18 protein-coding genes are annotated in these 20,858 nt (G+C 69.1%); 15 read left to right on the top strand and 3 right to left on the bottom strand.

The features are described from left to right. The first annotated feature begins 47 nt into the window (after positions 1-47). From hemN to BP05_RS01410, 10 genes are all read left to right on the top strand, one after another. Positions 48-1,451 carry an oxygen-independent coproporphyrinogen III oxidase gene (gene hemN, locus BP05_RS01455; protein WP_496359720.1) on the top strand — a complete coding sequence of 468 codons (1,404 nt, stop codon included), beginning with the start codon at positions 48-50 and terminating at the stop codon, positions 1,449-1,451. 7 nt (positions 1,452-1,458) lie between these two features. After that, on the top strand, positions 1,459-2,223 hold the full coding sequence (locus BP05_RS01450; protein WP_496359718.1) for a cyclic nucleotide-binding domain-containing protein: 765 nt from the start codon (positions 1,459-1,461) through the stop codon (positions 2,221-2,223). A 277-nt stretch (positions 2,224-2,500) separates the two neighbouring features. After that, positions 2,501-4,822, top strand: a complete 2,322-nt coding sequence (locus tag BP05_RS01445; RefSeq protein WP_496359716.1) for a nitric-oxide reductase large subunit — start codon at positions 2,501-2,503, stop codon at positions 4,820-4,822. Between the two features lie 138 nt (positions 4,823-4,960). Then, complete coding sequence (locus BP05_RS01440; RefSeq protein ID WP_496359714.1) at positions 4,961-5,200, top strand: hypothetical protein; 240 nt, start codon at positions 4,961-4,963, stop codon at positions 5,198-5,200. A gap of 13 nt (positions 5,201-5,213) precedes the next feature. After that, positions 5,214-6,428 (top strand): NnrS family protein, encoded by a 1,215-nt coding sequence (locus tag BP05_RS01435; protein ID WP_496359712.1) that lies wholly within the window; start codon positions 5,214-5,216, stop codon positions 6,426-6,428. After that, on the top strand, positions 6,425-6,826 hold the full coding sequence (locus BP05_RS01430; RefSeq protein ID WP_496359710.1) for a SirB2 family protein: 402 nt from the start codon (positions 6,425-6,427) through the stop codon (positions 6,824-6,826). Before BP05_RS01435 ends, BP05_RS01430 begins: the two co-directional genes overlap by 4 nt. A 125-nt stretch (positions 6,827-6,951) precedes the next feature. Beyond that, a complete protein-coding gene (locus BP05_RS01425) occupies positions 6,952-7,629 on the top strand; it encodes an alternative oxidase (RefSeq protein WP_496359708.1) in 678 nt (225 codons plus the stop codon). A gap of 182 nt (positions 7,630-7,811) precedes the next feature. Then, positions 7,812-9,779, top strand: coding sequence for a pyridoxal phosphate-dependent decarboxylase family protein (locus tag BP05_RS01420; RefSeq protein WP_496359706.1), 1,968 nt, complete (start codon positions 7,812-7,814; stop codon positions 9,777-9,779). Positions 9,780-9,788: 9 nt separating this feature from the next. Next, entirely contained in the window at positions 9,789-10,928 is a 1,140-nt protein-coding gene (locus BP05_RS01415) for a PLP-dependent cysteine synthase family protein (protein ID WP_496359704.1), read from the top strand. A 79-nt stretch (positions 10,929-11,007) separates the two neighbouring features. After that, positions 11,008-12,102, top strand: coding sequence for a GGDEF domain-containing protein (locus BP05_RS01410; RefSeq protein WP_496359702.1), 1,095 nt, complete (start codon positions 11,008-11,010; stop codon positions 12,100-12,102). Between the two features lie 13 nt (positions 12,103-12,115). On the opposite strand, the gene BP05_RS01405 is transcribed toward BP05_RS01410, so the two are convergent. Further along, positions 12,116-12,469 (bottom strand): DUF2249 domain-containing protein, encoded by a 354-nt coding sequence (locus BP05_RS01405; protein WP_496359700.1) that lies wholly within the window; start codon positions 12,467-12,469, stop codon positions 12,116-12,118. Positions 12,470-12,603: 134 nt separating this feature from the next. Between BP05_RS01405 and BP05_RS01400 the strand changes: the two genes are divergently transcribed. After that, the gene (locus tag BP05_RS01400; RefSeq protein WP_496359698.1) at positions 12,604-14,094 is read left to right on the top strand and encodes a UbiD family decarboxylase; all 1,491 of its coding nucleotides are present in this window, start codon (positions 12,604-12,606) and stop codon (positions 14,092-14,094) included. 149 nt (positions 14,095-14,243) lie between these two features. Here the strand turns inward: BP05_RS01400 and BP05_RS01395 are convergent, their stop codons facing one another. Next, entirely contained in the window at positions 14,244-14,720 is a 477-nt protein-coding gene (locus BP05_RS01395; RefSeq protein WP_496359696.1) for a DnrO protein, read from the bottom strand. A gap of 137 nt (positions 14,721-14,857) precedes the next feature. Between BP05_RS01395 and ubiU the strand changes: the two genes are divergently transcribed. Together ubiU and BP05_RS01385 are read left to right on the top strand one after the other, a co-directional pair. Next, on the top strand, positions 14,858-15,856 hold the full coding sequence (gene ubiU / locus BP05_RS01390) for a ubiquinone anaerobic biosynthesis protein UbiU (protein ID WP_496359694.1): 999 nt from the start codon (positions 14,858-14,860) through the stop codon (positions 15,854-15,856). A gap of 5 nt (positions 15,857-15,861) precedes the next feature. After that, on the top strand, positions 15,862-16,755 hold the full coding sequence (locus tag BP05_RS01385) for a U32 family peptidase (RefSeq protein WP_496359692.1): 894 nt from the start codon (positions 15,862-15,864) through the stop codon (positions 16,753-16,755). Positions 16,756-16,800: 45 nt separating this feature from the next. On the opposite strand, the gene BP05_RS01380 is transcribed toward BP05_RS01385, so the two are convergent. Beyond that, positions 16,801-17,688, bottom strand: coding sequence for a right-handed parallel beta-helix repeat-containing protein (locus tag BP05_RS01380; protein ID WP_496359690.1), 888 nt, complete (start codon positions 17,686-17,688; stop codon positions 16,801-16,803). Between the two features lie 350 nt (positions 17,689-18,038). Here BP05_RS01380 and BP05_RS01375 point away from each other — a divergent pair, with 350 nt between their 5' ends. Together BP05_RS01375 and BP05_RS01370 are read left to right on the top strand one after the other, a co-directional pair. Beyond that, positions 18,039-18,452: an SRPBCC family protein gene (locus BP05_RS01375; protein WP_496359688.1), complete on the top strand. Its 414-nt coding sequence runs from the start codon at positions 18,039-18,041 to the stop codon at positions 18,450-18,452. A gap of 261 nt (positions 18,453-18,713) precedes the next feature. After that, on the top strand, positions 18,714-20,795 hold the full coding sequence (locus BP05_RS01370) for an alkaline phosphatase D family protein (protein ID WP_496359686.1): 2,082 nt from the start codon (positions 18,714-18,716) through the stop codon (positions 20,793-20,795). The last annotated feature ends 63 nt before the right edge of the window (positions 20,796-20,858 follow it).

Below are 20,858 nucleotides of genomic sequence, written 5' to 3'. Positions count from 1 at the left end.
ACCCCAGTCAAGGCAGCCCCCCCTGCCCGCCCTCTACCTTGCCGGCCATGGCAAACGACACCATGGCCTTCGACTCCGACCTGCTGCGCCGCTACGACCGGCCCGGGCCGCGCTACACCTCATACCCGACCGCGCCGCAGTTCCATGCCGGCTTCGGCGAGGCGGAACTGCGCGACGCGGCCATCGCGAGCAATGGCGATCCGATCCCGCGACGGCTGTCGCTGTACGTGCACGTGCCGTTCTGCACCAGCCCGTGCTTCTACTGCGGCTGCAACCGCATCATCACCCGCGACAAGGCGCGCGGCGAGGCGTACCTGGCCCGGCTGTACCGCGAGATCGCGCTGACCGCGCAATTGTTCGACCGCGACCGCGAGGTGATCCAGCTGCACTTCGGCGGCGGCACGCCCAATTTCCTGTCGCCGCAACAGCTCCGCGACGTCGTCGATACGCTGCGCAGCCATTTCCGCTTTTCCAGCTCGCGCGAGCGCGACATCTCGATCGAGCTGGATCCGCGTTTCGTCACCCCCGACGACATCGCGCAGCTCGCCGATTCGGGTTTCAACCGTGCCAGCTTCGGCGTGCAGGATTTCGATCCGGCCGTGCAGGAGGCGGTGAACCGCATCCAGAGCGTCGAGGAGACCCGCGCGGTGGTCGACGCCTGCCGCGCCAACGGCTTCCGTTCCGTCAACGTCGACCTCATCTACGGCCTGCCCAAGCAGAACCTCGGGGGCTTCGCGCGGACGCTCGACATCGTCACCGGCATGCGCCCGGACCGCATCGCGGTCTACAGCTATGCGCACCTGCCGCAGTTGTTCAAGCCGCAGCGCCAGCTCAACGCCGATGACCTGCCCGACGCCGAGACCAAGCTCGCGCTGCTGCAGCTGGCCATCACCAGGCTCACCGCGGCGGGCTACGTCTACATCGGCATGGACCACTTCGCCCTGCCCGACGACGACCTCGCCATCGCGCAGGCACGCGGCGGGCTGCACCGCAATTTCATGGGCTACACCACGCACGCCGACAGCGACCTGATCGGCCTGGGCGTCAGCGCGATCAGCCACGTGGGCGACAGCTTCAGCCAGAATCCGCGCGACCTGCCCAGCTGGCAGATCGCGCTGGACGAAGGCCGCCTGCCGGTATTCCGCGGCATGCGCCTGAGCGAGGACGACCAGCTGCGCGCCGACCTGATCCAGGCGCTGATGTGCCAGGGCGAGATCCCGGTGCGCGCGCTGGAGCGGCGCTATGGCATCGACTTCGCCGACTACTTCGCCGACGCCCTCGACAAGCTGCACCCGCTGGCCGAGGACGGCCTGGTGCGCGTGGAGGCCGACCGGATCCTCGTCACATCGCGCGGACGGCTGCTGTTGCGTAACATCGCCATGTGCTTCGACCGCTACCTAGACCAGCCAGCCGCCACCCTGACCGCTCCGCGTTTCTCGCGCGCGATCTGAGCCGCTCATGGAGCCTTGCGTGAAGCACGCGGAATTCCCGCGCACCGATGCACGCACGCTGTCGGACGACGGCGACGCCCTGCACTTCTGCTCGACCTGCGCGTTCTCGCAGGCCTGCCTGGCCGAGGGCATGGACAAGTCCTCGCTGATGGACCTGCACGTGCTGGTCGAGCACGTCGGTCCGTTCCACGCCGGCGAGCACATTTTCCGCGAAGGCGACCCGTTCGAAGCCATCGCGGCGGTGCGCGCGGGCACGGTCAAGACCTACGTGATCGACCGCGAGGGCCGCGAGCACGTGCTCGGCTTCCACCTGCCCGGCGAAGTCATCGGCCTGAACGCGATCGATGGCGACCACTACCCCTGCAACGCCGTGGCGCTCGACACGGTGATGCTGTGCCGCTTCTCGTTCCCGAAGATCGCCATCCTGGCGACCCGGTTGCCCGGGCTGCAGCGGCAACTGTTCCGGCTGCTCAGCCGCGACATCGGCCGTGCCGCGCTGCTCGCCGGCGACTGGTCGGCGGACCAGCGCATGGCGGCGTTCCTGATCGGCCTGTCGCGGCGACTCGCCGCGCGCGGCTTCTCCGCCAACCGCTTCCAGCTGACCATGGCGCGCACCGACATCGCCAACTACCTGCGCCTGGCGCCGGAAACTGTGAGCCGCGTGCTGAAGCGCTTCCAGGAGGACGGATTGCTGCGCGTGGACCGGCGCGAGCTCGAACTCGTCGGCCGCGAAGCGCTCGAGGCGATGGCGGCGCCGATCCTGCGCGACTAAGTCCGCGACCACTCCAGCGCGCCCAGTCCTACACGAGGGGCGCAAGGTTGCTTCCATCGATGGGTTTCGCCTTCGGCTCAACCGATCCTACGGCCTGCGCCTATCCGGGCCTCGAGTGATCTCCTCCGCGGCCGCGAAACTCGCGTGCATCTCGACCCACGGTTAACGACCACCACCCTCCGGTCGTTCGGGAGCATGCGAAGGGCACCTTGACCTGAATCAATGCACGCAGTGGGTTGGGGAACGACCATGCTCGCCACGTAATGGGAGAACCATCATGAGCAATACGAGGAAGTTGTGGCTGGGCCTCGCGGCCCTGCTCATCGTCTCGTTCGGGGTGTTGCTGTGGGCGGGCACGGAGATCTTCCGTACCGCGCCGCCAGTACCCGAACGCGTGGTGAGCGAGAGCGGCCAGGTGGTCTACACCAAGGCCGACATCGAACGCGGCCGCCAGGTGTGGCAGTCGATGGGCGGCATGCAATTGGGTTCCATCTGGGGCCACGGTGCCTACGTCGCGCCCGACTGGAGCGCGGACTGGCTGCACCGCGAAGCCACCAACGTGCTCGACCTGTGGGCGCGCTCCGACGACGCTATGGCGACGTACGCGCAGTTGCCGGCCGAACGCAAGGCCGCGCTGCAGGGTCGCCTGCAGGAGATGATGCGCAAGAACACGTATGACGCCGCGACCGGCACGATAACGCTCAGCAACGATCGCGTCGTCGCGCTGTCGAATGTCGCCGCGCACTACGAGAGCCTGTTCGGCAACGACCCGACGACGCAGAAGCTGCGCGAAGCCTACGCGATGAAGAACGACACGGTGCCCGATGCGGACCACCGCCGCGCGCTCACCGCGTTCTTCTGGTGGACGGCCTGGGCCGCGACCACCGAGCGTCCGCGCGAACCGGGCGATGCGATGGTGCCCACGCAGGCCGGCGTGGTCGACCAGCAGGTCACCTACACCAACAACTGGCCGAGCGAGCCACTGGTCGGCAACCGCCCGGCCGCGCCCCTGTGGCTGTGGTCGGCCTTCAGCGTGCTGTTCCTGATCGCCGGCATCGCCCTGCTCGGCTGGCACCACGCCCGCACGCACGGCGAGGACGGCCCGGTGAAGCTGCCGGCGACGGACCCGCTCGCCGCGCTGCGCATCACCCCGTCGATGCGCGCCACCGCGAAGTATTTCTGGGTGGTGCTGGCGCTGTTCCTGGTGCAGATCCTGCTCGGCGCGATGACCGCGCACTACCAGGTCGAAGGCCAGGTCGCCTACGGCTTCAACCTCTCCAACATCCTGCCCTACTCGATCACCCGCACCTGGCACACGCAGTTGGCGGTGCTGTGGATCGCGGTCGCGTGGCTCGGCACCGGCCTGTACATCGCGCCGGCATTGAGCGGGCATGAGCCGAGGTTCCAGCGCCTGGGTGTCAACTTCCTCTGGGTCTGCCTGCTGGTCATCGTGGTCGGCTCGTTCGCCGGGCAGTGGCTGGCGGTGATGCAGAAGCTCGGCCTCGACCTGAACTTCTGGTTCGGCCACCAGGGCTGGGAATACGCCGACATGGGCCGCTTCTGGCAGTGGTTCCTGTTCGTGGGCCTGCTGGTATGGCTGACCCTGGTCGGTCGCGCGCTGTGGCCGATCCTGCGCGGCCCTGCCAGCGACACCAAGGCGATCGTCGGCCTGCTGTTCCTGTCCACCGTGTGCATCGGTCTGTTCTTCGCCGCGGCGCTGATGTGGGGCGAGCACACGCACATTTCCGAGGTCGAGTACTGGCGCTGGTGGCTCGTGCACCTGTGGGTGGAGGGCTTCTTCGAGGTCTTCGCCGCGGCGGTGATGTCGCTGATCTTCGTCAAGCTCGGACTGGTGAACACGAAGACCGCGACCACGGCGGTGCTGTTCGCCACCATCGTGTTCATGGCCGGCGGCGTACTCGGCACCCTGCACCACCTGTACTTCGTCGGCACGCCGACCGCGGTGGTCGCGCTGGGCGCGAGCTTCTCCGCGCTGGAAGTGGTGCCGCTGGCCTACATCGGCTTCGAGGGCTACCACACTTACAAGCTGGGCAAGGCGACGCCGTGGATGGCGCGCTATCGCTGGCCGATCCTGTTCTTCATCGCGGTGTCGTTCTGGAACCTGGTGGGCGCCGGCCTGTTCGGCTTCCTGATCAACCCGCCGCTGTCGCTGTACTACATGCAGGGCCTCAACCTCACCCCGCTGCATGGCCACACCGCGCTGTTCGGCGTGTACGGCATGCTCGGCATCGCGCTGGTGCTGTTCTGCATGCGCGGGCTGCGTGGGCAGATGGTATGGGACACCCGGGCGCTGAAGGTGGCGTTCTGGTGCTTCAACATCGGCCTGGGAATGATGGCGGTGTTCACCCTGCTGCCGCTGGGCACGATGCAGTTGCTGGCGGCGATCGAGCACGGCTACGCCTACGCCCGCTCGGCCGAGTTCATGCAGAAGCCCATCGTCGACATGCTGGTGTGGATGCGCGTGCCGGGCGACACGGTTTTCAGCGTGGGCGCGCTGGCGCTGTGCTGGTTCGTGTTCAGGCTGTGGGTCGCGCCCAAGCGCGCGACCGTGGAGGGCGCGGCGGAAATCGAACGCTGAGCCCTTCAGGTTCCAGGCAGCCCCGGCTTCGGCCGGGGCTTTGCTTTTGGCCGGCACGCAAAGGCGGCTGATTTGGATCAAGGCGGGCCAGCGGCGCCGACGGGACACTGTCGCCATCGCTCCAGAGGAACGACTGCCATGGAATTCCGTTACCACGTGACCGGCCCCGCGCCGGACCTGCCCGCGATCGAAAGCGCGATTGCCGCGCTCGACCCCGCCGTGCTGCTCGATGCCGACGCCTCCGGGCGCGCGGTGCGCATCTCGACCATGCTCGATGAATTCGACCTGCTCGCGTGCCTGCGCCGCGCCGGCGTCGCCGCCGCGTCCGCGGACCTCGAACGGATCCCCTCTGTGTGCTGTGGTGGCTGCGGTGGATGATCGGGTGACGCCTATGGCGTGGACACCGCTGTCGCCCGCGCTGCTGGGCGCGGCGCCGCACCGGCTGATGTTCTTCGTCGGCGCCAGCAACGTGCTGCTGGCGATGCTGTGGTGGGCGGCGTGGCTGGTCTCGTCCGCCTCGGGCCGCTTCGCGATGCCGCAGCCCCAGCCCTATGCCGGTTGGCTGCACGCCTTCGTGATGCAGTACCAGATGCTGGCGAGCTTCATCTTCGGCTTCCTGCTGACCGTGTTCCCGCGCTGGATGGGCCTGCGCGATTTCGAACGCTGGCGCTATGCGCCGGTGGGCGTTGGCCTGTTCGGCGGCCAGCTGATGACGCTGCTCGGCGCGATGGGCTGGAGCGCAGGCATCACCGTCGGCCTGTTCATGACGCTCGCCGGCTGGATCGCCGCGCTGGCGACGCTGGCGCCGCTGCTATGGCGCGAGAAAGGCACTACCTGGCATGCGCGTTCGTGCTTCGCCGCGCTCGCGCTCGGACTCCTCGGCCTGCTGGCGTGGACGGCGTTCGTGCTGGGCGCCGCGCCGATCTGGGCATTCGTGAGCATCAAGCTCGGCAGCTTCGGCCTGCTGTTGCCGGTGTACGTGACCGTCGCCCATCGCATGTTCCCGTTCTTCGCCGGCAACGCGGTGCCCGGTTACAAGCCGTGGCGGCCGCTGTGGCTGCTGGCGGCGTTGTGGGTCCTGGCGCTGGTGCATCTCGCACTGGAGCTGGTGCACGGATACGGCTGGCTTTGGCTGGCCGACGTGCCGCTGTTCGCGCTGACGATCGCGCTGTGCGTGCGCTGGTGGCCGAGCGGCCCGAAGCCGGCGTTGCTGACGGTGCTGTTCCTCGGGCTCGCCTGGCTGCCGATCGCCTTCGTGCTGTATTCGGCGCAGAGCTTCGCCTACCTCCTGAGCGGCGTGTACGCGCTCGGCCGCGCGCCGGCGCACGCGCTGTTCGTCGGCTTCTTCGGCAGCATCCTGGTGGCGATGGTCACGCGGGTCACGCAGGGGCATTCCGGCCGCGCGCTAGTGATGCCAAAGGCGGCGTGGTTCGCCTTCGGCGCGATCCAGCTGGTGGCGCTGACCCGCATCGGCGCGGAGTTCGCCCGCGATACGATGCAATGGCAGGCCATTGCGGCCGTGGGCTGGCTGGTGGCGCTGGCGCCATGGGTCGCGCGCCTCGGCCGCATCTACCTGTCGCCGCGCAAGGACGGCAAACCCGGATGAACGAGTTCTACCCGCAGATCCGCCAGTTCCACATCTTCGTCGCGCTGCTGAGCGGCACGCTGTTCGCGCTGCGCGGGGCCTTCGCGCTGGGCGGCGCGCGCTGGCCGATGGCGTTGCCGGTGAAGTGGTTCAGCTACGCCGTCGACACCGCGCTGCTGACCGCCGCGCTGATGCTGCTGACGATCCTCCCGGGCGCGATGTTCGCCAACGGCTGGCTCACGGTGAAGGTCGCGCTGGTCGTCGTCTACATCGTGCTGGGCGTGTTCGCGCTGAAGCGCGCGAAGACGCAGCGGGCGCGGCTGGGGTGCTACCTGGCGGCGCTGGCGACGTTCTTCACCATCTATTCGATCGCGCGCGCCCACAACCCGCTCGGCGTCTTCACTTACTGGTTCAGCTGACTGATGCGCCGCTGAATCGATCCGCATCGCCGGGCGCGCCTTGACTCGGGTCAAGGGTGTCCGGCGTCATCGGCGTAACGTGTGCCGCAGCAGAAGACAAACGCTGATCGAGACACGAAACCCGCATGAATACCGCACTGATCACCCCCGTCGTCCAGACCCCGGCCATCGTCGCGCTGGACACGCACCACAGCACCCGCGACTGGTCCGACCGGCTCGCGTACGGCATCACCCGCGGCCTGCGCTTCATGGCCGACACCTTCTTCGCCAAGCGCTACGGCAACCGCGCCATCGTGCTGGAAACGGTCGCCGCGGTGCCCGGCCTGGTCGGCGCCGCGCTGATCCACCTGCGCTGCCTGCGCTGGATGAAGCACGACCACGGCTGGATCCGCGCACTCATGGAGGAAGCCGAGAACGAGCGCATGCACCTGATGACCTTCATCGAGATCGCGCGCCCGAACTGCCTCGAGCGCGCGCTGGTGCTTGGCGCACAGGCCGGCTTCTTCACCTTCTTCCTCGCGCTGTACCTGCTGTCGCCGCGCACCGCGCACCGCCTGGTCGGCTACTTCGAGGAGCAGGCGGTGGTGAGCTACAGCCAGTACCTGCAGGAGATCGACAGCGGCCGCGTCGAGAACGTGCCCGCGCCGAAGATCGCCCGCGATTACTGGCAGCTGCCGGCCGATGCCCGCCTGCGCGACGTGGTGCTGGCGGTGCGGGCCGACGAAGCGGGCCACCGCGACGTCAACCATGGCTTCGCCAACCAGTTGCGCCCACAGGTGCAGGCGACGCGCCTGGCCGGCTGAAAGCACAATGGTGGAATTGCGGGTCCGGAGACGGACCCGCTTTTTTTTGCCCGCGTCGCCGGCGCGGTGCGTCGTCGCAAGCACTCGCGCGGGTTTGACCTGAGTCAACGCCATCGCACGATCCCCCGCCTACGCTGGCCCCAGATCGCGCTGCGCCGGGTGGCGCCGGCCACGGAGACCGCATGAACATTCCCCTCGCCGCCAGCGCCCACGCCGCGAACGAACCGCCGGGCCTTGGCCGCGACGCGCTGGACGCCTGCTTCCTCGGCCCCTATGGCGAGAACGACTCGCTGCTGGAAAAGCTCGTCGTCGAATTCCTGCGCGACCACGTCTACTGGCGGCGCAACTTCCATCCCGAGGATCCGCCGGCGATCCCCACGCGCGCCGCGCAGCAGCCCGGATACCAGGCGTTCGAGGCGCACATGCGGCGCGAGCTGCACGCACTGTCGGCAGCGCTGAAGAAATCGGTGCCTTTCCACAGTCCGCGCTACATCGGCCACATGGCCTCGGACCTGCTGCTGCCGGGGCTTGCCGCGCAGCTGCTCACCCTGCCCTACAACCCCAACAACGTCAGCGAGGACGCCGCGCCCGTCACCGTCGAGATGGAAGTGCGCGCCGGCCTGCAACTGGCGCGCATGCTCGGCTATCCCGACGATCCGTCGCGCGCCGACTGCGCCTTCGGCCATCTCACTTCCGGCGGCACGCTCGCCAACTACCAGGCACTGCGCCTGGCCCTGGCCCTGAAGGCATTTCCGGTCGCGCTGCGCGCCGCCGGCGTGCCGCGCTCGGAACTGCCCGGCCTGTGCGTGCCGGAAGACGACTGGACCGCATTCAACCTCGGCCCCGCCGCCGGCATCGCGTTGCTGGATGGCTGGCAGCGCTGGCTCGCCGCGCTGCCCGCGGCGCAGCGGCGCGACTGGCAGGCGCGCGTGCAGGCCGAACGCATCGAGACGCTGGGGATGGTCGGGTTCTTCCAGCGCCACTCGACGCTGCAACCACCGCGCGTACTGGCGCCAATCACCGCGCACTACTCCTGGAGCAAGGGACTCAAGCTGCTGGGACTGGGCCGCGCGCAACTGGAACTGCTGCCCGAGCGCGGCATGCGCCTGGACGCCGACGCGCTGCGGGCGACGCTGGAGCGCTGCCTGCGCGAACGCCAGCCGGTGCTGATGGTGGTCGGCGTGCTCGGCACCACCGAGTACGGCACCGTCGACCCGATCGACCGCATCCTTGCCGCGCGTGCGTCGGTGCAGCCGCGCGGGCTGGGCTTTTCCGTGCACGTGGACGCGGCCTGGGGCGGCTATCTGGCCACGCTGTTCCGCAACGGCGATGGCAGCCTGCGCAGCCGCGCCGACGTCGGCGCGGATTTCGCCCAGTTCCCGCAACCCGAGGTGCACGCCGCGTTCGCCGCGCTCGGCGGCACCGACTCGGTCACCGTCGACCCGCACAAGCTCGGCTACCTGCCGTATGGCGCGGGCGCCTTCATCTGCCGCGACCATCGTGCGATGGCACTGCTCGCCGAGGAAGCCGACTACGTGTTCGACGGCGCCGGCGCGGATGACTACATGGCGCGCTACCGGCGCCTGGGCCAGTTCATACCGGAGGGCTCCAAGTCCGGCGCGGCCGCCGCGGCGGTGTACGTCACCCACCGCGTGCTGCCGCTGGACCATGCGCACTTCGGCCAGTTGCCCAAGCAGACCGTGCTCGCGGCCGAGGCGTTTCACCGCCGCGCGCAGCGCTTCGCCACGGAACTGGACGGCCGCGTGCATGCCTGCGTGCCCTTCGCTCCCGACAGCAACCTGGTGTGCCTGGCGCTGAATCCGGCCGGCAACCACGACGTCGCCGCCGCCAACGCATTCGTGCGCCGCCTGCACGAGGAACTGCGCTGCGATCCGCAACGCCCGCTGCAGATGAAGGAATTCTTCGGCTCGATGACCACGCTGCGGCCCGATGTCATCGGCGCGGAGGACATGTGCCGCATCGCCGCGCAGCTGCAGCTGGATCCGGCGAGCTTCGACGAGACCGCCGACCGCCTGGTGATCCTGCGCCACACGCTGATGAACCCGTACCTGATCGATCGCGAGAACGGCATCAGCTACATCGACCGCTACTTCGATTACCTGGCCGCGCGCGTGCGCGCACTGGCCTGAGGGAAAGCCATGGACGCCGCCCGTGCCGCATCGAGTGCAGCCGCACCCTGCCTCGCGCCCGTGGCGAACGACGAACGCACGTGGTGCCGGGACGCGCTGGCCAGGCTGCGCCAGGAAGCCGCGCGTTCGGCGGACACCCACCTGCTGAAGCTCGACCTGCCGGGGTTTCCCGGCATCGCCTTCTACTTCAAGGACGAAGCCGCGCATCCCACCGGCAGCCTCAAGCACCGCCTGGCGCGCTCGCTGTTCCTGTACGCGCTGTGCAACGGCCGCCTGCAGCGCGGCCAGCCCGTCGTGGACGCGTCCTCGGGCAGCACCGCGATTTCGGAAGCCTGGTTCGCGCGCCTGCTCGGCCTGCCGTTCACCGCGGTGATGCCGGCCTGCACCGCGCCGCGCAAGATCCGCGACGTCGAGGCGCTCGGCGGTACCTGCGACCTGGTCGACAACCCGGCCGACGTGCATGCGCGCGCCGCGTGGCACGCCGCGCGCGGCGCCTGCCACCTCGACCAGTTCGGCCTGGCCGAACGCGCCACCGACTGGCGCGGCAACAACAACATCGCCGAATCCATCCTGCAGCAACTGTCGCGGGAACGCGACCCGGAGCCGGCGTGGATCGTGTGCGGCGCCGGCACCGGCGGGACCTCGGCCACGATCGGCCGTTACCTGCGCTACCGCGGCGTGGCCACGCGACTGTGCGTGGCCGATCCCTCCGGCAGCGGCTTCGCCAACGGCTGGCACGCGCGCGACCGCGCCGCGCGCGCAACCCGCCCCACGCTGATCGAGGGCATCGGCCGCCCGCGCGTCGAGCCGGGCTTCGTCTTCGAAGTCGTCGACGCCGTGCTCGAAGTCGACGACGCCGAATCCATCGCCGCGACCTGGCTGCTCGAAGACCTGCTGGGCCGCCGCTATGGCGGTTCGTCCGGCACCAACCTTGCCGCCTGCCTGCGCCTGGCCGCGGGCATGCGCGCGCGCGGCGAACGCGGCAGCATCGTCAGCCTGCTGTGCGACCGCGGCGAGCGCTACGACGCCACCCTGTTCGACCGCGACTGGGTGCGCGCACGCGGCGTCGATCCGCAGCCGCTGCACGAGCGGCTATCGCGCCTGATCGCGACCGGGGTGCCGCAAGGAAGCACGGTGGCGGCCCCCTGAAATGAGGGCCGGCCTCGCCAGGGCCTCCGCACGCGCCGCGACTTCATCGCGGCAGTGGCGCCGCGCATGGCGCGCATTCGTGCGCGGTTGCCGCGTTCCCGCCGAGTGCCGGCCGGCGCAGGAAGCCCTGATCCGCAAGCGCATCGCCGCGTTGGCGCCGGTACTCGCCTTGCTTACCCTGGCATGGATTCCCATGGACCTGGTGTGGCTTGATCCAGCGCATTCGCTACGGGCGCTGCCGTTGCGCGTGGCCATGGCGTCGATCCTGCTTTCCATCGGCCGCGGCGCGGAGCGGATGCCCGCCGCGATGGCGGTGCTCGCCTTCGCCTGGTCGCAGGCGATCGGATTCGCATTCCTGCAATGGCTGGTCGGGCCCCTGCAGGGCGCGGCGCTCGAAATCGGCTACGGGCTGTTCCCGTTCGTGCTGGCCGCGCAGCTCGCGGTGCTGCCCCTGCCCTGGGGCCGCAGCGTGCTCGCCGCCCTCGCGCCCGCGGCGAACCTGGCGGCGGCCCTGGCCTTGCAGCAGGAGCGCGAGGTCGCCGATGCGTGGAGCGATGCGTGGCTGTTCGTGCTGCTGGCGGGGATGGCCGCGTGGGCCGGACACGCGCAACTGCGCCTGCTCGTCGACCTGCTGGGCGCGCGTCGCGATGCCGCGCACGACGCGCTCACCGGATTGCCCAACCGGCGCAGCGCGAGCGAGCGCCTGGAAGCCGAACGCATGCGCGCGCAACGCCTCGGCGAGCCGCTGTCGGTGCTGATGATCGACATCGATCGCTTCAAGGCCGTCAACGACCGCTGGGGCCATGCGCAGGGCGACCATGTCCTGGTAGCGCTGGCCGAGGTGTTGCGCGCCGAGCTGCGCGGTGCGGACCTTGGCGCGCGTTACGGCGGCGAGGAATTCCTGGCGATCCTGCCGGACACGCGCATGGCGCAGGCGCAGGAAGCCGCGGAACGCATCCGCGAACGCATCGCCGCGCTGCGCATCGCACTGGACGGCGCCACGCTGGCGATCACGGTCAGCATCGGCGTGGCCCAGCTGGCCGATGGCGAAAGTTCAAGCGCGCTGATCGCGCGCGCCGATGCCGCGCTGTATGCGGCCAAGGCCGGCGGACGCAACCGCTGCGTCGCGGGGGAAGCGGGTACCGCGGGCAGTCTGCCGCCCGCGGAAGGCTGAGGCGGGGCGCCGCTCAGCCGCAACTGCCGCAGCAGCCGCAGGACTCGTCGCCGTCCTCGCCGCCCTTCTCGAGCATGGTCAGGTCCATGACGAATGCGCCGGGTTCGCGCTGCCGCGCTTCCACCAGCAGCCCGTCGCCGTAGCGCTCGCGCAGCTGCGCCAGCAGTGGCAGCGGCTCGTGGTCGTTGACGAAGCGCATGGTCTCGCCCGGACTGAGCGCGTCCAGCGCGCCGAAGATCGCGGCGTGGCGGAAGCGCCGGCCGATGCCGCGCGCATCGAAGGGATAGACCTGCTGGACGGGGTTGAGGGAAATCATCACGGGTGCCCTGCTGTACGGAAGCGCCAGCATCGCGCGCGGTGCGGACATTGCCATTGACCTGGATCAGGCCGGGCGGCAATCGGCCGCGTGCTTCGGCGCAGCGCGGCGCTTGACCGGCGTCAGGGCGTCGGGCGACCAACACGGCGAGTCTTGCCGCGGCTCCTGACCGCGGCGGACTACGAATGCACCACCACGACCTGCGCTCCTTCCTCGCCCGCCTGGAGCGCGATGGCCAGCTTGCGCGGGTGCACTCCGCCGTCGATCCCGACCTGGAAACCACGGCGCTTTGCCTGCGCGCATTGCGCGAAGGCGGTCCGGCGCTGCTGATGGAACATCCGGCCGGCGCATCGCACCGGTTCCTCGGCAACCTGTTCGGCCACCGCGACCGCATCGAAGCGGCGCTCGCGGGACGGCCGCTCGCGTCGCTGCGCGAACTGGGCGAACTGCTCGCGGCGGTGAAGGAACCGCGCTGGCCCTCGTCGCTGAAGCAGGCGCTGACGACCTGGCCGGAACTGGCGCAGCTCGCGCACGTCGCGCCACTGCCGGTAGGCGATGCGGGCTTTCTCGACGAGACGCGCGCCGGTGGCGACGTCGACCTGTCGGTGCTGCCGATCCAGCGCTGCTGGCCGGGCGATGCCGGCCCGCTGATCACGCTCGGCCTGGTGGCCACGCGCGGTCCGCACAAGCCGCGCCAGAACGTCGCGATCTACCGCATGCAGGTGATCGGGCGCGACCGGGTGATCATGCGCTGGCTGCCGCACCGCGGCGGCGCGCTGGACTTCCGCGACTTCCAGGCCGCGCATCCCGGCGAGCGCTTCCCGGTGCTGGTCGCGATCGGCGCCGACCCCGCGACCACGCTCGCGGCGGTGGCGCCGGTGCCCGACACGCTGGGCGAATACGAATTCGCCGGCCTGCTGCGCGGCCAGCGCACGCGGGTCTGGCGCAGCGCGCTCACCGGGCTGGATGCGCCCGCGGGCGCCGAGATCGTGCTGGAGGGCTTCATCGAGCCCGGCGAGACCGCGCTGGAAGGCCCGTTCGGCGACCACACCGGCTACTACAACGCGCAGGACCACTTCCCGGTGCTGCGCATCGAGCGCATGCGCATGCGCCACGGCGCGATCTACCAGGGCAGCTACATGGGCCGGGCGCCGTTCGACGAGCCCTCGGTCCTGGCACATGCGCTGAACGACGTGTTCGTGCCGATCCTGCGCAAGGTGTTCCCGGAAATCGTCGACTTCTTCCTGCCGCCGGAGGCCTGCTCCTACCGCATCGCGGTGGTATCCATCCGCAAGCAGTATGCCGGCCACGCGCGCCGGATCATGATGGGCGTGTGGTCGTACCTGCGGCAGTTCACCTACACCAAGTTCGTGATCGTGGTGGACGACGACATCGACGCGCGCGACTGGTCGCAGGTGGTGTGGGCGATGGCCACGCGCGTGGATCCCGCGCGCGACACCCTGCTGGTCGAGAACACGCCGATCGACTACCTCGACTTCGCCAGCCCGGTCGCCGGCCTGGGCTCCAAGCTCGGCATCGACGCGACCAACAAGTGGCCGGGCGAGACCACGCGTGCCTGGGGGCGGCCGATCGTGTCCGACGCGGCCGTGGAGCGTCGGGTGGATGCCTTGTGGGCGGGCGTCTGCGCTGGTAGCGAGCGGGCGTCGGTCGCGTAACGCACGAGGTAGCGTCCGCTCGCGCCCTGCCGGTGCGCGCGCTCGCGGCGACGGCTGCCTGGCGTGTTCCGCGCCCCCGACCGAACCAGCGGAGTGGCGTGCGCTATCGCCCTCTCCCCGCGCGGGGAGAAGGCGTGCGCGACGCCGCGTCAGTGCTGTTCGGGTGCGTCCTCGACCGTGCCCCGGGCGTGGTCGAACTGCCGGTCGTACTGCGCCAGTGCCTCGCGCATCGGCGCGATCACGTCCAGCTTCTTCGGATCCTGTTTCAGCGCGGCCGCGCCGGACATCAGCGGCACCAGGATCGCGTGCAACGCCGCGTCCGCATCGGGCGGCAACTTGCACTGGGCGATGATCTCGTTGGCGTGGCCCTGGATCTTCGTCGCCGCGGCCACCGCCTGCTCGGGTCCCATGTGCCCGTGTTCGTAATGACCCAGGGCGTCCACCGCGGTGCGGATGCCGCGCATGTTGCGGCGCAGGGTCGCGTCGGCGGTCCAGCGTTGGGTGCTCGCGGGCGCGGGAGCGGCGGCCGGGGCCGCATGGTGCGCGGCATGGTCCTGCGCGAGCGCGGGCGGGGCCGGCCGGGCGGCGGCCAGTACCAGGGTGAGCGTGAGCAGGGACAGTCGCATGACGGATTCCTCGGTCGGTTGCCTTGATGGCTTGCGTGCATCCTCGCGCCGCGCGGCGCCGCGCGACCTGATCCAGGTCAACGACAGCGCCGATGAACGGCCGCGATCATGCGGACCCCATCCGCAGGAGTGCGCGCATGCAACTGGTCTGTCCCGCCGGCAACCTGCCGGCCCTGCAGGCGGCGGTCGATGCGGGCGCCGACGCGGTCTACGCCGGCTTCCGCGACCAGACCAACGCGCGCGCCTTCCCCGGCCTCAACTTCGACGAGGCCGAACTGCGCGCCGGCATCGGCTACGCCCACGCTCGCGGCGCCAAGGTCTATCTCGCCCTCAACACCTACCCCGACAGCGCGCGCCTGTCCGGCTGGTTCGCCGCGGTCGACCGCGCCGCGGAGCTGGGCTGCGACGCCATCATCGCCGCCGAGATGGCCGTGCTCGACTACGCCAGCCGCATGCATCCGCAACTGCCGCGTCACCTGTCGGTGCAGGGATCGGCCACCACCCTGCCCGCCCTTCGCTTCATGCACGAGCGCTTCGGCATCAGCCGCGCCGTGTTGCCGCGCGTGCTCTCGATCCAGCAGGTCGAGCGCCTGTGCGAGCGCTCGCCGGTGCCGCTGGAAACCTTCGCCTTCGGCAGCCTGTGCATCATGGTCGAGGGCCGCTGCCAGCTCTCCAGCTACGTCACCGGCGCCTCGCCCAACCGCCACGGCGTGTGCTCGCCGGCGAAGTTCGTGCGCTGGGACGAACACGCCGACGGCGGCCGCACCGTGCGCCTCAACGGCGTGCTGATCGACCGCTTCGCGCCCACCGAACCGGCCGGCTATCCCACGGTGTGCAAGGGCCGCTTCGAAGTCGATGGCGAGACCTTCCACGCGCTGGAGGAACCCACCAGCCTCAACACCCTGGAACTGCTGCCGCGCCTGCAACGCGCCGGTGTCGCCGCGTTGAAGATCGAAGGCCGCCAGCGCGGCGTCGCCTATGTCTCCGCGGTCACCCGCACCTGGCGCGCGGCGATCGACCGCCTGCACGCACGGCCGCAGGCGTGGACGGTCGAGCCCGCCTGGCAGCAGTCGCTGGCCAGGCACGCCGAGGGCCACCAGACCACGCTCGGCCCCTACCATCGCGCGTGGCACTGAGGGACATGACCGACATGAAGCTCAGCCTCGCCCCGCTGCAGTACTTCTGGCCACGCGAGCAGACGTTCGCGTTCTACCGCGGCCTCGCCGCCTCGAGGCTCGACATCGTCTACCTCGGCGAAACCGTCTGCAGCAAGCGCCGTGAACTGCGCACGCGCGACTGGATCGCCCTCGCCCACGAGCTGCGCGACGCCGGCAAGGACGTCGTGCTGTCCTCGCTTGCGCTGATCGAAGCCGAATCCGAGCTGGGCGCGCTGACGCGCCTGGTCGAGCAAGGCGGCGCCTGGATCGAAGCCAACGATCTCTCCGCGGTGCAGCTGTGCCGCGAGCGCGGCGTGCCCTTCGTCGCCGGGCCTTCGCTCAACGTCTACAACCACCGCGCCCTCGCCCTGCTGGTCGAGGACGGCCTGCGCCGCTGGGTGCCGGGCGTGGAACAGGGCCACGTGCTGATCGCCGAGCTGCGCGACGCGTTGCGCGCCGATGGCATCGCGATGCCGGAACTGGAGGTGCAGGTGCTCGGCCGCCCCGCGCTCGCCTACTCCGCCCGCTGCTTCACCGCGCGCGCGCTCGACGTGGCCAAGGACCAGTGCGGATTCCGCTGCATCGAACATCCCGACGGCCTGCCGCTGGCGACGCGCGACGGCGCGCCGTTCCTGCGCATCAACGGCATCCAGGTGCAGGGGGAGGATATCGTCGACCTCGGGCCGGAACTGCCGGCGCTGCGCGAACTCGGCGTCGACGTGCTGCGCATCGCACCGCGCGACGAGGCGAGCACCCTCGAGGCGATCGCGCACTTCGACCTTGCCCGGCGCTCACCCACCCCGCCACCCGCGATCGCCGCGCGCAGCGGGTATTGGCACGGCGAGGCGGGGATGGCGTTTCCACCGCCGCCAGGCTAACAACGTCGGCGGATTAGAACCCGCCGCCACACCGCGACGAGAGACTCAGGGTGCAGCCAGCCCCTTGCGAGGGGCGATCGTGTTGTCGAAAGCATTGCAGCCCACGACTGCGCGATCAAAGCCCACGATGAGGTTGGCAAAGACCGGGCCCGATCCCCCCTCGACCGCGCACTGGATACCGATGGTGCTGACCCCTCCGGAGAAGCGACCCGGATTGGCATTCAAGTGGTTTCCGCTCACCTGCAGGGATGCGCCGGTTTCAGAGAGGCTGATGCCGCTGGTGGTCACGTCCCGGACGTGGTTGCCGCTGACGCTGCCAGCGGTATTGTTCAAGACGGCAATGCCGGTCCCGATTACGCCACTGATCGTGTTGTCGACGATGTCGATGGAGTCCGCCATGACCATGGCCTGCGCGATCATGCCGGGCCTGCCGGTGTCGCGCACGACGTTGCGTCGCACCACGGAATCATCGCCAACCACCTCCATGCCAATGATGTTTACATCGAGCTGGTTGTCCTCGACCAGATGGCCGCCGCGCCCCCCCAGGAATTCGCGGGACAAGTTCACGCCAAACTGGAAGCCGCGAATTTTGCACCGGCGAATCGTGATGTTCTGGCGGTTGTCGGAGTGGATCCCTTTCGCGAAAGAGTCGGGGCCCGCCTCCAATCCGTCGATCTTGAAGTTGCTGCAATCGATCGTGACGTTGTCGCTGGTGACGGCAATCGCGTTTCCGCGGTCGATGGCGGTGCTTAGATCGCGCCGAAGGCACCAGGTGCCCGGGGTAGAGATCGTCGCTGGCAACGAATCGATGAAGCCGGCGCATTGGTCGAAGCCGCGGGCGGCAGGCGTCGAGATCTGGGCTTCAGGGGCCGATGCAGGAAAGGTGCTGGCCGCGACAATCAGGCCAATGGCGATGTGGCGAACTGCATTCATCATCCCGCTCCCGGCAGGTCACGTGCTGGCGAGGACGCCGCGGTTTTGAGCTGATCCGTCCGAGGCGTTCGAAAGATCATGGAGCAGATATCGTGATCTTCGTCGTGCGGAGCAATCGATGAGAGAAATCGGCGTGACGCCGAAGTAAGTTTCTCGTAGGACGCGGATGAACGGCTTCGCCGTTGAGCCAACGCACCGTTTGGTGGCGCACCACGTTGGCGGGTTAGAACGCGGCCCTGCAAAACCCGCCAACAAGTGCCCTCTGTTTCGGCAGACAACTACCTGACCATGACGGCATTGGGTTCACCGTGCCCTCCCGAATGCGGCGTTCGCCGCGCAGGAGTCCGCACATGGCGTCGATACGCAAGCAAATCCATGTGGCCGTCGCAGCGGCTCGTGCTTGGGATGCGTTGCGTGACGTCGGCCGAATCCACGAGCGGCTTGTGCAGGGCTTCGTGACCGACTGCCGTCTCGACGGCGACGCGCGCGTGGTCACGTTCGCCAACGGCATGACCGTGCGCGAGCGGATCGTGGACGTCGACGACGCGCAGCGCCGCGTGGCCTGGGCCGTCGCGGACGCGCCGTTCGAGCACTACAACGCATCGGTGCAGGCGTTCGACGAAGGTGGCGACCGCACGCGGTTGGTGTGGATCGCGGACCTGTTGCCGAATGCATTGAAGGATCGCATCGCAATGATGATTGATCAGGGCATGGCAGCGATGAAACAGACTCTGGAAGGCGCTGCTGCGGGCGGGTCTGCCTGAGCACTGCGGTCGCCGCATCGACCTTCGAGCCCGACTTTCGACCTCCCAGGGCCCGTAGGCTGGGTTGGCCCCATCAACCCAGCGTCTGGAAACAACAATCGATGCTGGGTTGGCGGAGCCAACCCAGCCTACGTGCTCAGTCCTTCGGCATGCCGTGGCTTCACCGCGGTACTTCCGGCACGTTTCCCACTCATGTTCGAGGTCTAGCTTGCTGCGCATCGACAACCGCAGCGCACCGACAATCGCAAAGGGTGGTCCGACATGCCGACACTCGACCGTCGCCAGTTTGTGAAGCTCGCCGCCGCGATGGGCGCGAGTCTGGCCTGGGGCTGCGCGACGGTGCGCCCTTCCTCGAGCGGCTGGCGCGAGCGTCGCGACCTGTTCCCGCAAGGCGTCGCCTCGGGCGATCCCGATGCCCACAGCGTCCTGCTCTGGACTCGGCGCCCCTACAGCGATGGCCGCGAGCGCGCCACACTGCTGGTCGAAGTGGCGCAGGACGCGGCATTCACGCGCGTGATCGCGACCACGGCGGCGCCGGTGCTGGCGCAGGCCGACTGGACCTGCCGCGTGCTGGTCGGCGAGCTGCCGCCGGCCGGCGAGTACTGGTACCGCTTCGTCGACGAGGAGGGCAACGGCAGCCGGATCGGCCGCACGCTGACCGCCCCCGCACCCGACGATCCGCGCCCGGCGCGCTTCGCCTTCGTCAGTTGCCAGAGCATTCCCGAGGGCTACGGGAATGCCTACCGGAAGATGATCTGGGAAGACGAGCGAGCCGCGCCGGAAGAACGGATCGGCTTCGTGCTGCACCTGGGCGATTTCGTCTACGAAGTCGTGCAATACCCCGACCAGGTCAAGAGCGGCCATCGCTACGACCGCCTGATCAAGTTCCCGATCAAGTTCCCGAAGGGTAAGACGGTCGCGAAGAACCGCTTCTGGGTGCCCGACTCGCTGGACGATTATCGCGTCCTCTACCACGCCTATCTGCAGGATCCCGACATCCAGGATGCGCGTGCGCGCTGGCCCTTCGTGGCGATCTGGGACAACCACGAGTTCTCCTGGAACGGCTGGCAGTCGATCCAGGAATTCCCCGGCACGGACGGCTGGGTTCCCGCGCAGACGCTCAAGGTCGCGGCCAACCAGGCCTGGTTCGAATACCAGCCGGCGCGGGTGCTGCAGCCGGGTTCGAAGCTGGACACTTTCGACGCGCCGCACGTTGTCGACACGCTGGTCAAGGAGTTCGACGACAGCGGCCTGGGAACCGAGCCCAACAACCTCGCCGCGATCGAAAGCCTGATCGCCTATCGGGCCCTGCGCTGGGGCCGGCACATCGACCTGATCGTCACCGACAACCGCAGCTTCCGCTCGCGCGATCCCGGCAACCACGACGAGATCAATCCGCTGTTCGAAGGCGACACGCTGGGCTTCGTCCCCGAGGAATTGTGGGCGCAACTCGACGCCGGCCGCGACTACGCCAACGGCCATCCGCCTTCGAAGCTGTCCCTGGGCGACAAGAGCGTGGCCAATTACCGCGCCGGCGAAGCCGCACAGACGATGCTGGGGGCGAAGCAGAAAGCCTGGTTCCTGGAGCGCCTGCGCAATGCGTCGGCCACCTGGAAGATCTGGGGCAATTCGCTGGGCGCGCTGGACTGGCGCGTCGATGCGCAGAATCTGCCGCCGGAGCTGGGCAAATGGAAAGGCGCCGGCTATGGCCTCATGGCGACCTACGACTGGGGCGGCACCTGGCACGAGCGGGCCGAGATCTTCGACGCCGTGCGCGACGCCGGCATCACCGGATTCGCGATCGTCGCCGGCGACCGCCACAGCTTCTGGGCGGGCTACGCGGCCAAGGCCTTGCCGCCCGCCGCATTCGAGCCGGTGGGCGTCAGCTTCGTCGGTGGCTCGCTCATTTCCCCGGGCATGGCCGAAGGCAACGAACACAACCTGAAAGAAGACAATCCGTTGCGGCCGCTGTACGTCGCCAATCCGGGCGGCGGAGCGCCGCAGCCTACCGTCAACCTGCTGCTGCACCACGGTGTGCGTTCGGCGCTGGAGTACGCCAGCAGCGGCGATCTAACGAAGGCGCATGCAGTCAGCAATCCCGAGCTGGCCCCGCACCTGTCGTTCGTCGACATGGGCGGACACGGCTACGCCACGGTGCGTGTCGACGCCAGCACGATGGCGACCGAGTTCGTCTGCATCCCGCGTCCGATCGAACGCAGCCCTGGCGTGGACGGCGGGCCGCTGCGGTATCGCGTCCGCCACGAGGTATCGCTCTGGCAGCGCGGCGAACGGCCACGGATGCGGCAGACCATCCTCGAAGGCGATGCCGGGCTGGCGGTATGAGCGCGTAGTGCGTCGAGGATGCGGTGGCCGCATGGAGCCGGAAGCGAGCGCTCACTCACTTCA

This window comes from Lysobacter oryzae DSM 21044 (genome assembly GCF_059568595.1).
The sequence above is the reverse complement of the archived record's forward strand: the minus strand, read 5'-3'. Positions and strand labels throughout refer to the sequence as shown.

What these genes read in the sequence shown, in the direction of transcription:
- BP05_RS01445 (WP_496359716.1), top strand. Translation starts at nt 2,501, where the DNA reads ATGAGCAATACGAGGAAGTTGTGGCTGGGCCTCGCGGCCCTGCTCATC.
- BP05_RS01405 (WP_496359700.1), bottom strand. Translation starts at nt 12,469, where the DNA reads ATGTCCGCACCGCGCGCGATGCTGGCGCTTCCGTACAGCAGGGCACCC.
- BP05_RS01395 (WP_496359696.1), bottom strand. Translation starts at nt 14,720, where the DNA reads ATGCGACTGTCCCTGCTCACGCTCACCCTGGTACTGGCCGCCGCCCGG.
- BP05_RS01380 (WP_496359690.1), bottom strand. Translation starts at nt 17,688, where the DNA reads ATGAATGCAGTTCGCCACATCGCCATTGGCCTGATTGTCGCGGCCAGC.
- ubiU (WP_496359694.1), top strand. Translation starts at nt 14,858, where the DNA reads ATGCAACTGGTCTGTCCCGCCGGCAACCTGCCGGCCCTGCAGGCGGCG.
- BP05_RS01450 (WP_496359718.1), top strand. Translation starts at nt 1,459, where the DNA reads ATGGAGCCTTGCGTGAAGCACGCGGAATTCCCGCGCACCGATGCACGC.
- BP05_RS01375 (WP_496359688.1), top strand. Translation starts at nt 18,039, where the DNA reads ATGGCGTCGATACGCAAGCAAATCCATGTGGCCGTCGCAGCGGCTCGT.
- BP05_RS01420 (WP_496359706.1), top strand. Translation starts at nt 7,812, where the DNA reads ATGAACATTCCCCTCGCCGCCAGCGCCCACGCCGCGAACGAACCGCCG.
- BP05_RS01435 (WP_496359712.1), top strand. Translation starts at nt 5,214, where the DNA reads ATGGCGTGGACACCGCTGTCGCCCGCGCTGCTGGGCGCGGCGCCGCAC.
- BP05_RS01370 (WP_496359686.1), top strand. Translation starts at nt 18,714, where the DNA reads ATGCCGACACTCGACCGTCGCCAGTTTGTGAAGCTCGCCGCCGCGATG.
- BP05_RS01440 (WP_496359714.1), top strand. Translation starts at nt 4,961, where the DNA reads ATGGAATTCCGTTACCACGTGACCGGCCCCGCGCCGGACCTGCCCGCG.
- BP05_RS01415 (WP_496359704.1), top strand. Translation starts at nt 9,789, where the DNA reads ATGGACGCCGCCCGTGCCGCATCGAGTGCAGCCGCACCCTGCCTCGCG.
- hemN (WP_496359720.1), top strand. Translation starts at nt 48, where the DNA reads ATGGCAAACGACACCATGGCCTTCGACTCCGACCTGCTGCGCCGCTAC.
- BP05_RS01400 (WP_496359698.1), top strand. Translation starts at nt 12,604, where the DNA reads ATGCACCACCACGACCTGCGCTCCTTCCTCGCCCGCCTGGAGCGCGAT.
- BP05_RS01425 (WP_496359708.1), top strand. Translation starts at nt 6,952, where the DNA reads ATGAATACCGCACTGATCACCCCCGTCGTCCAGACCCCGGCCATCGTC.
- BP05_RS01385 (WP_496359692.1), top strand. Translation starts at nt 15,862, where the DNA reads ATGACCGACATGAAGCTCAGCCTCGCCCCGCTGCAGTACTTCTGGCCA.
- BP05_RS01430 (WP_496359710.1), top strand. Translation starts at nt 6,425, where the DNA reads ATGAACGAGTTCTACCCGCAGATCCGCCAGTTCCACATCTTCGTCGCG.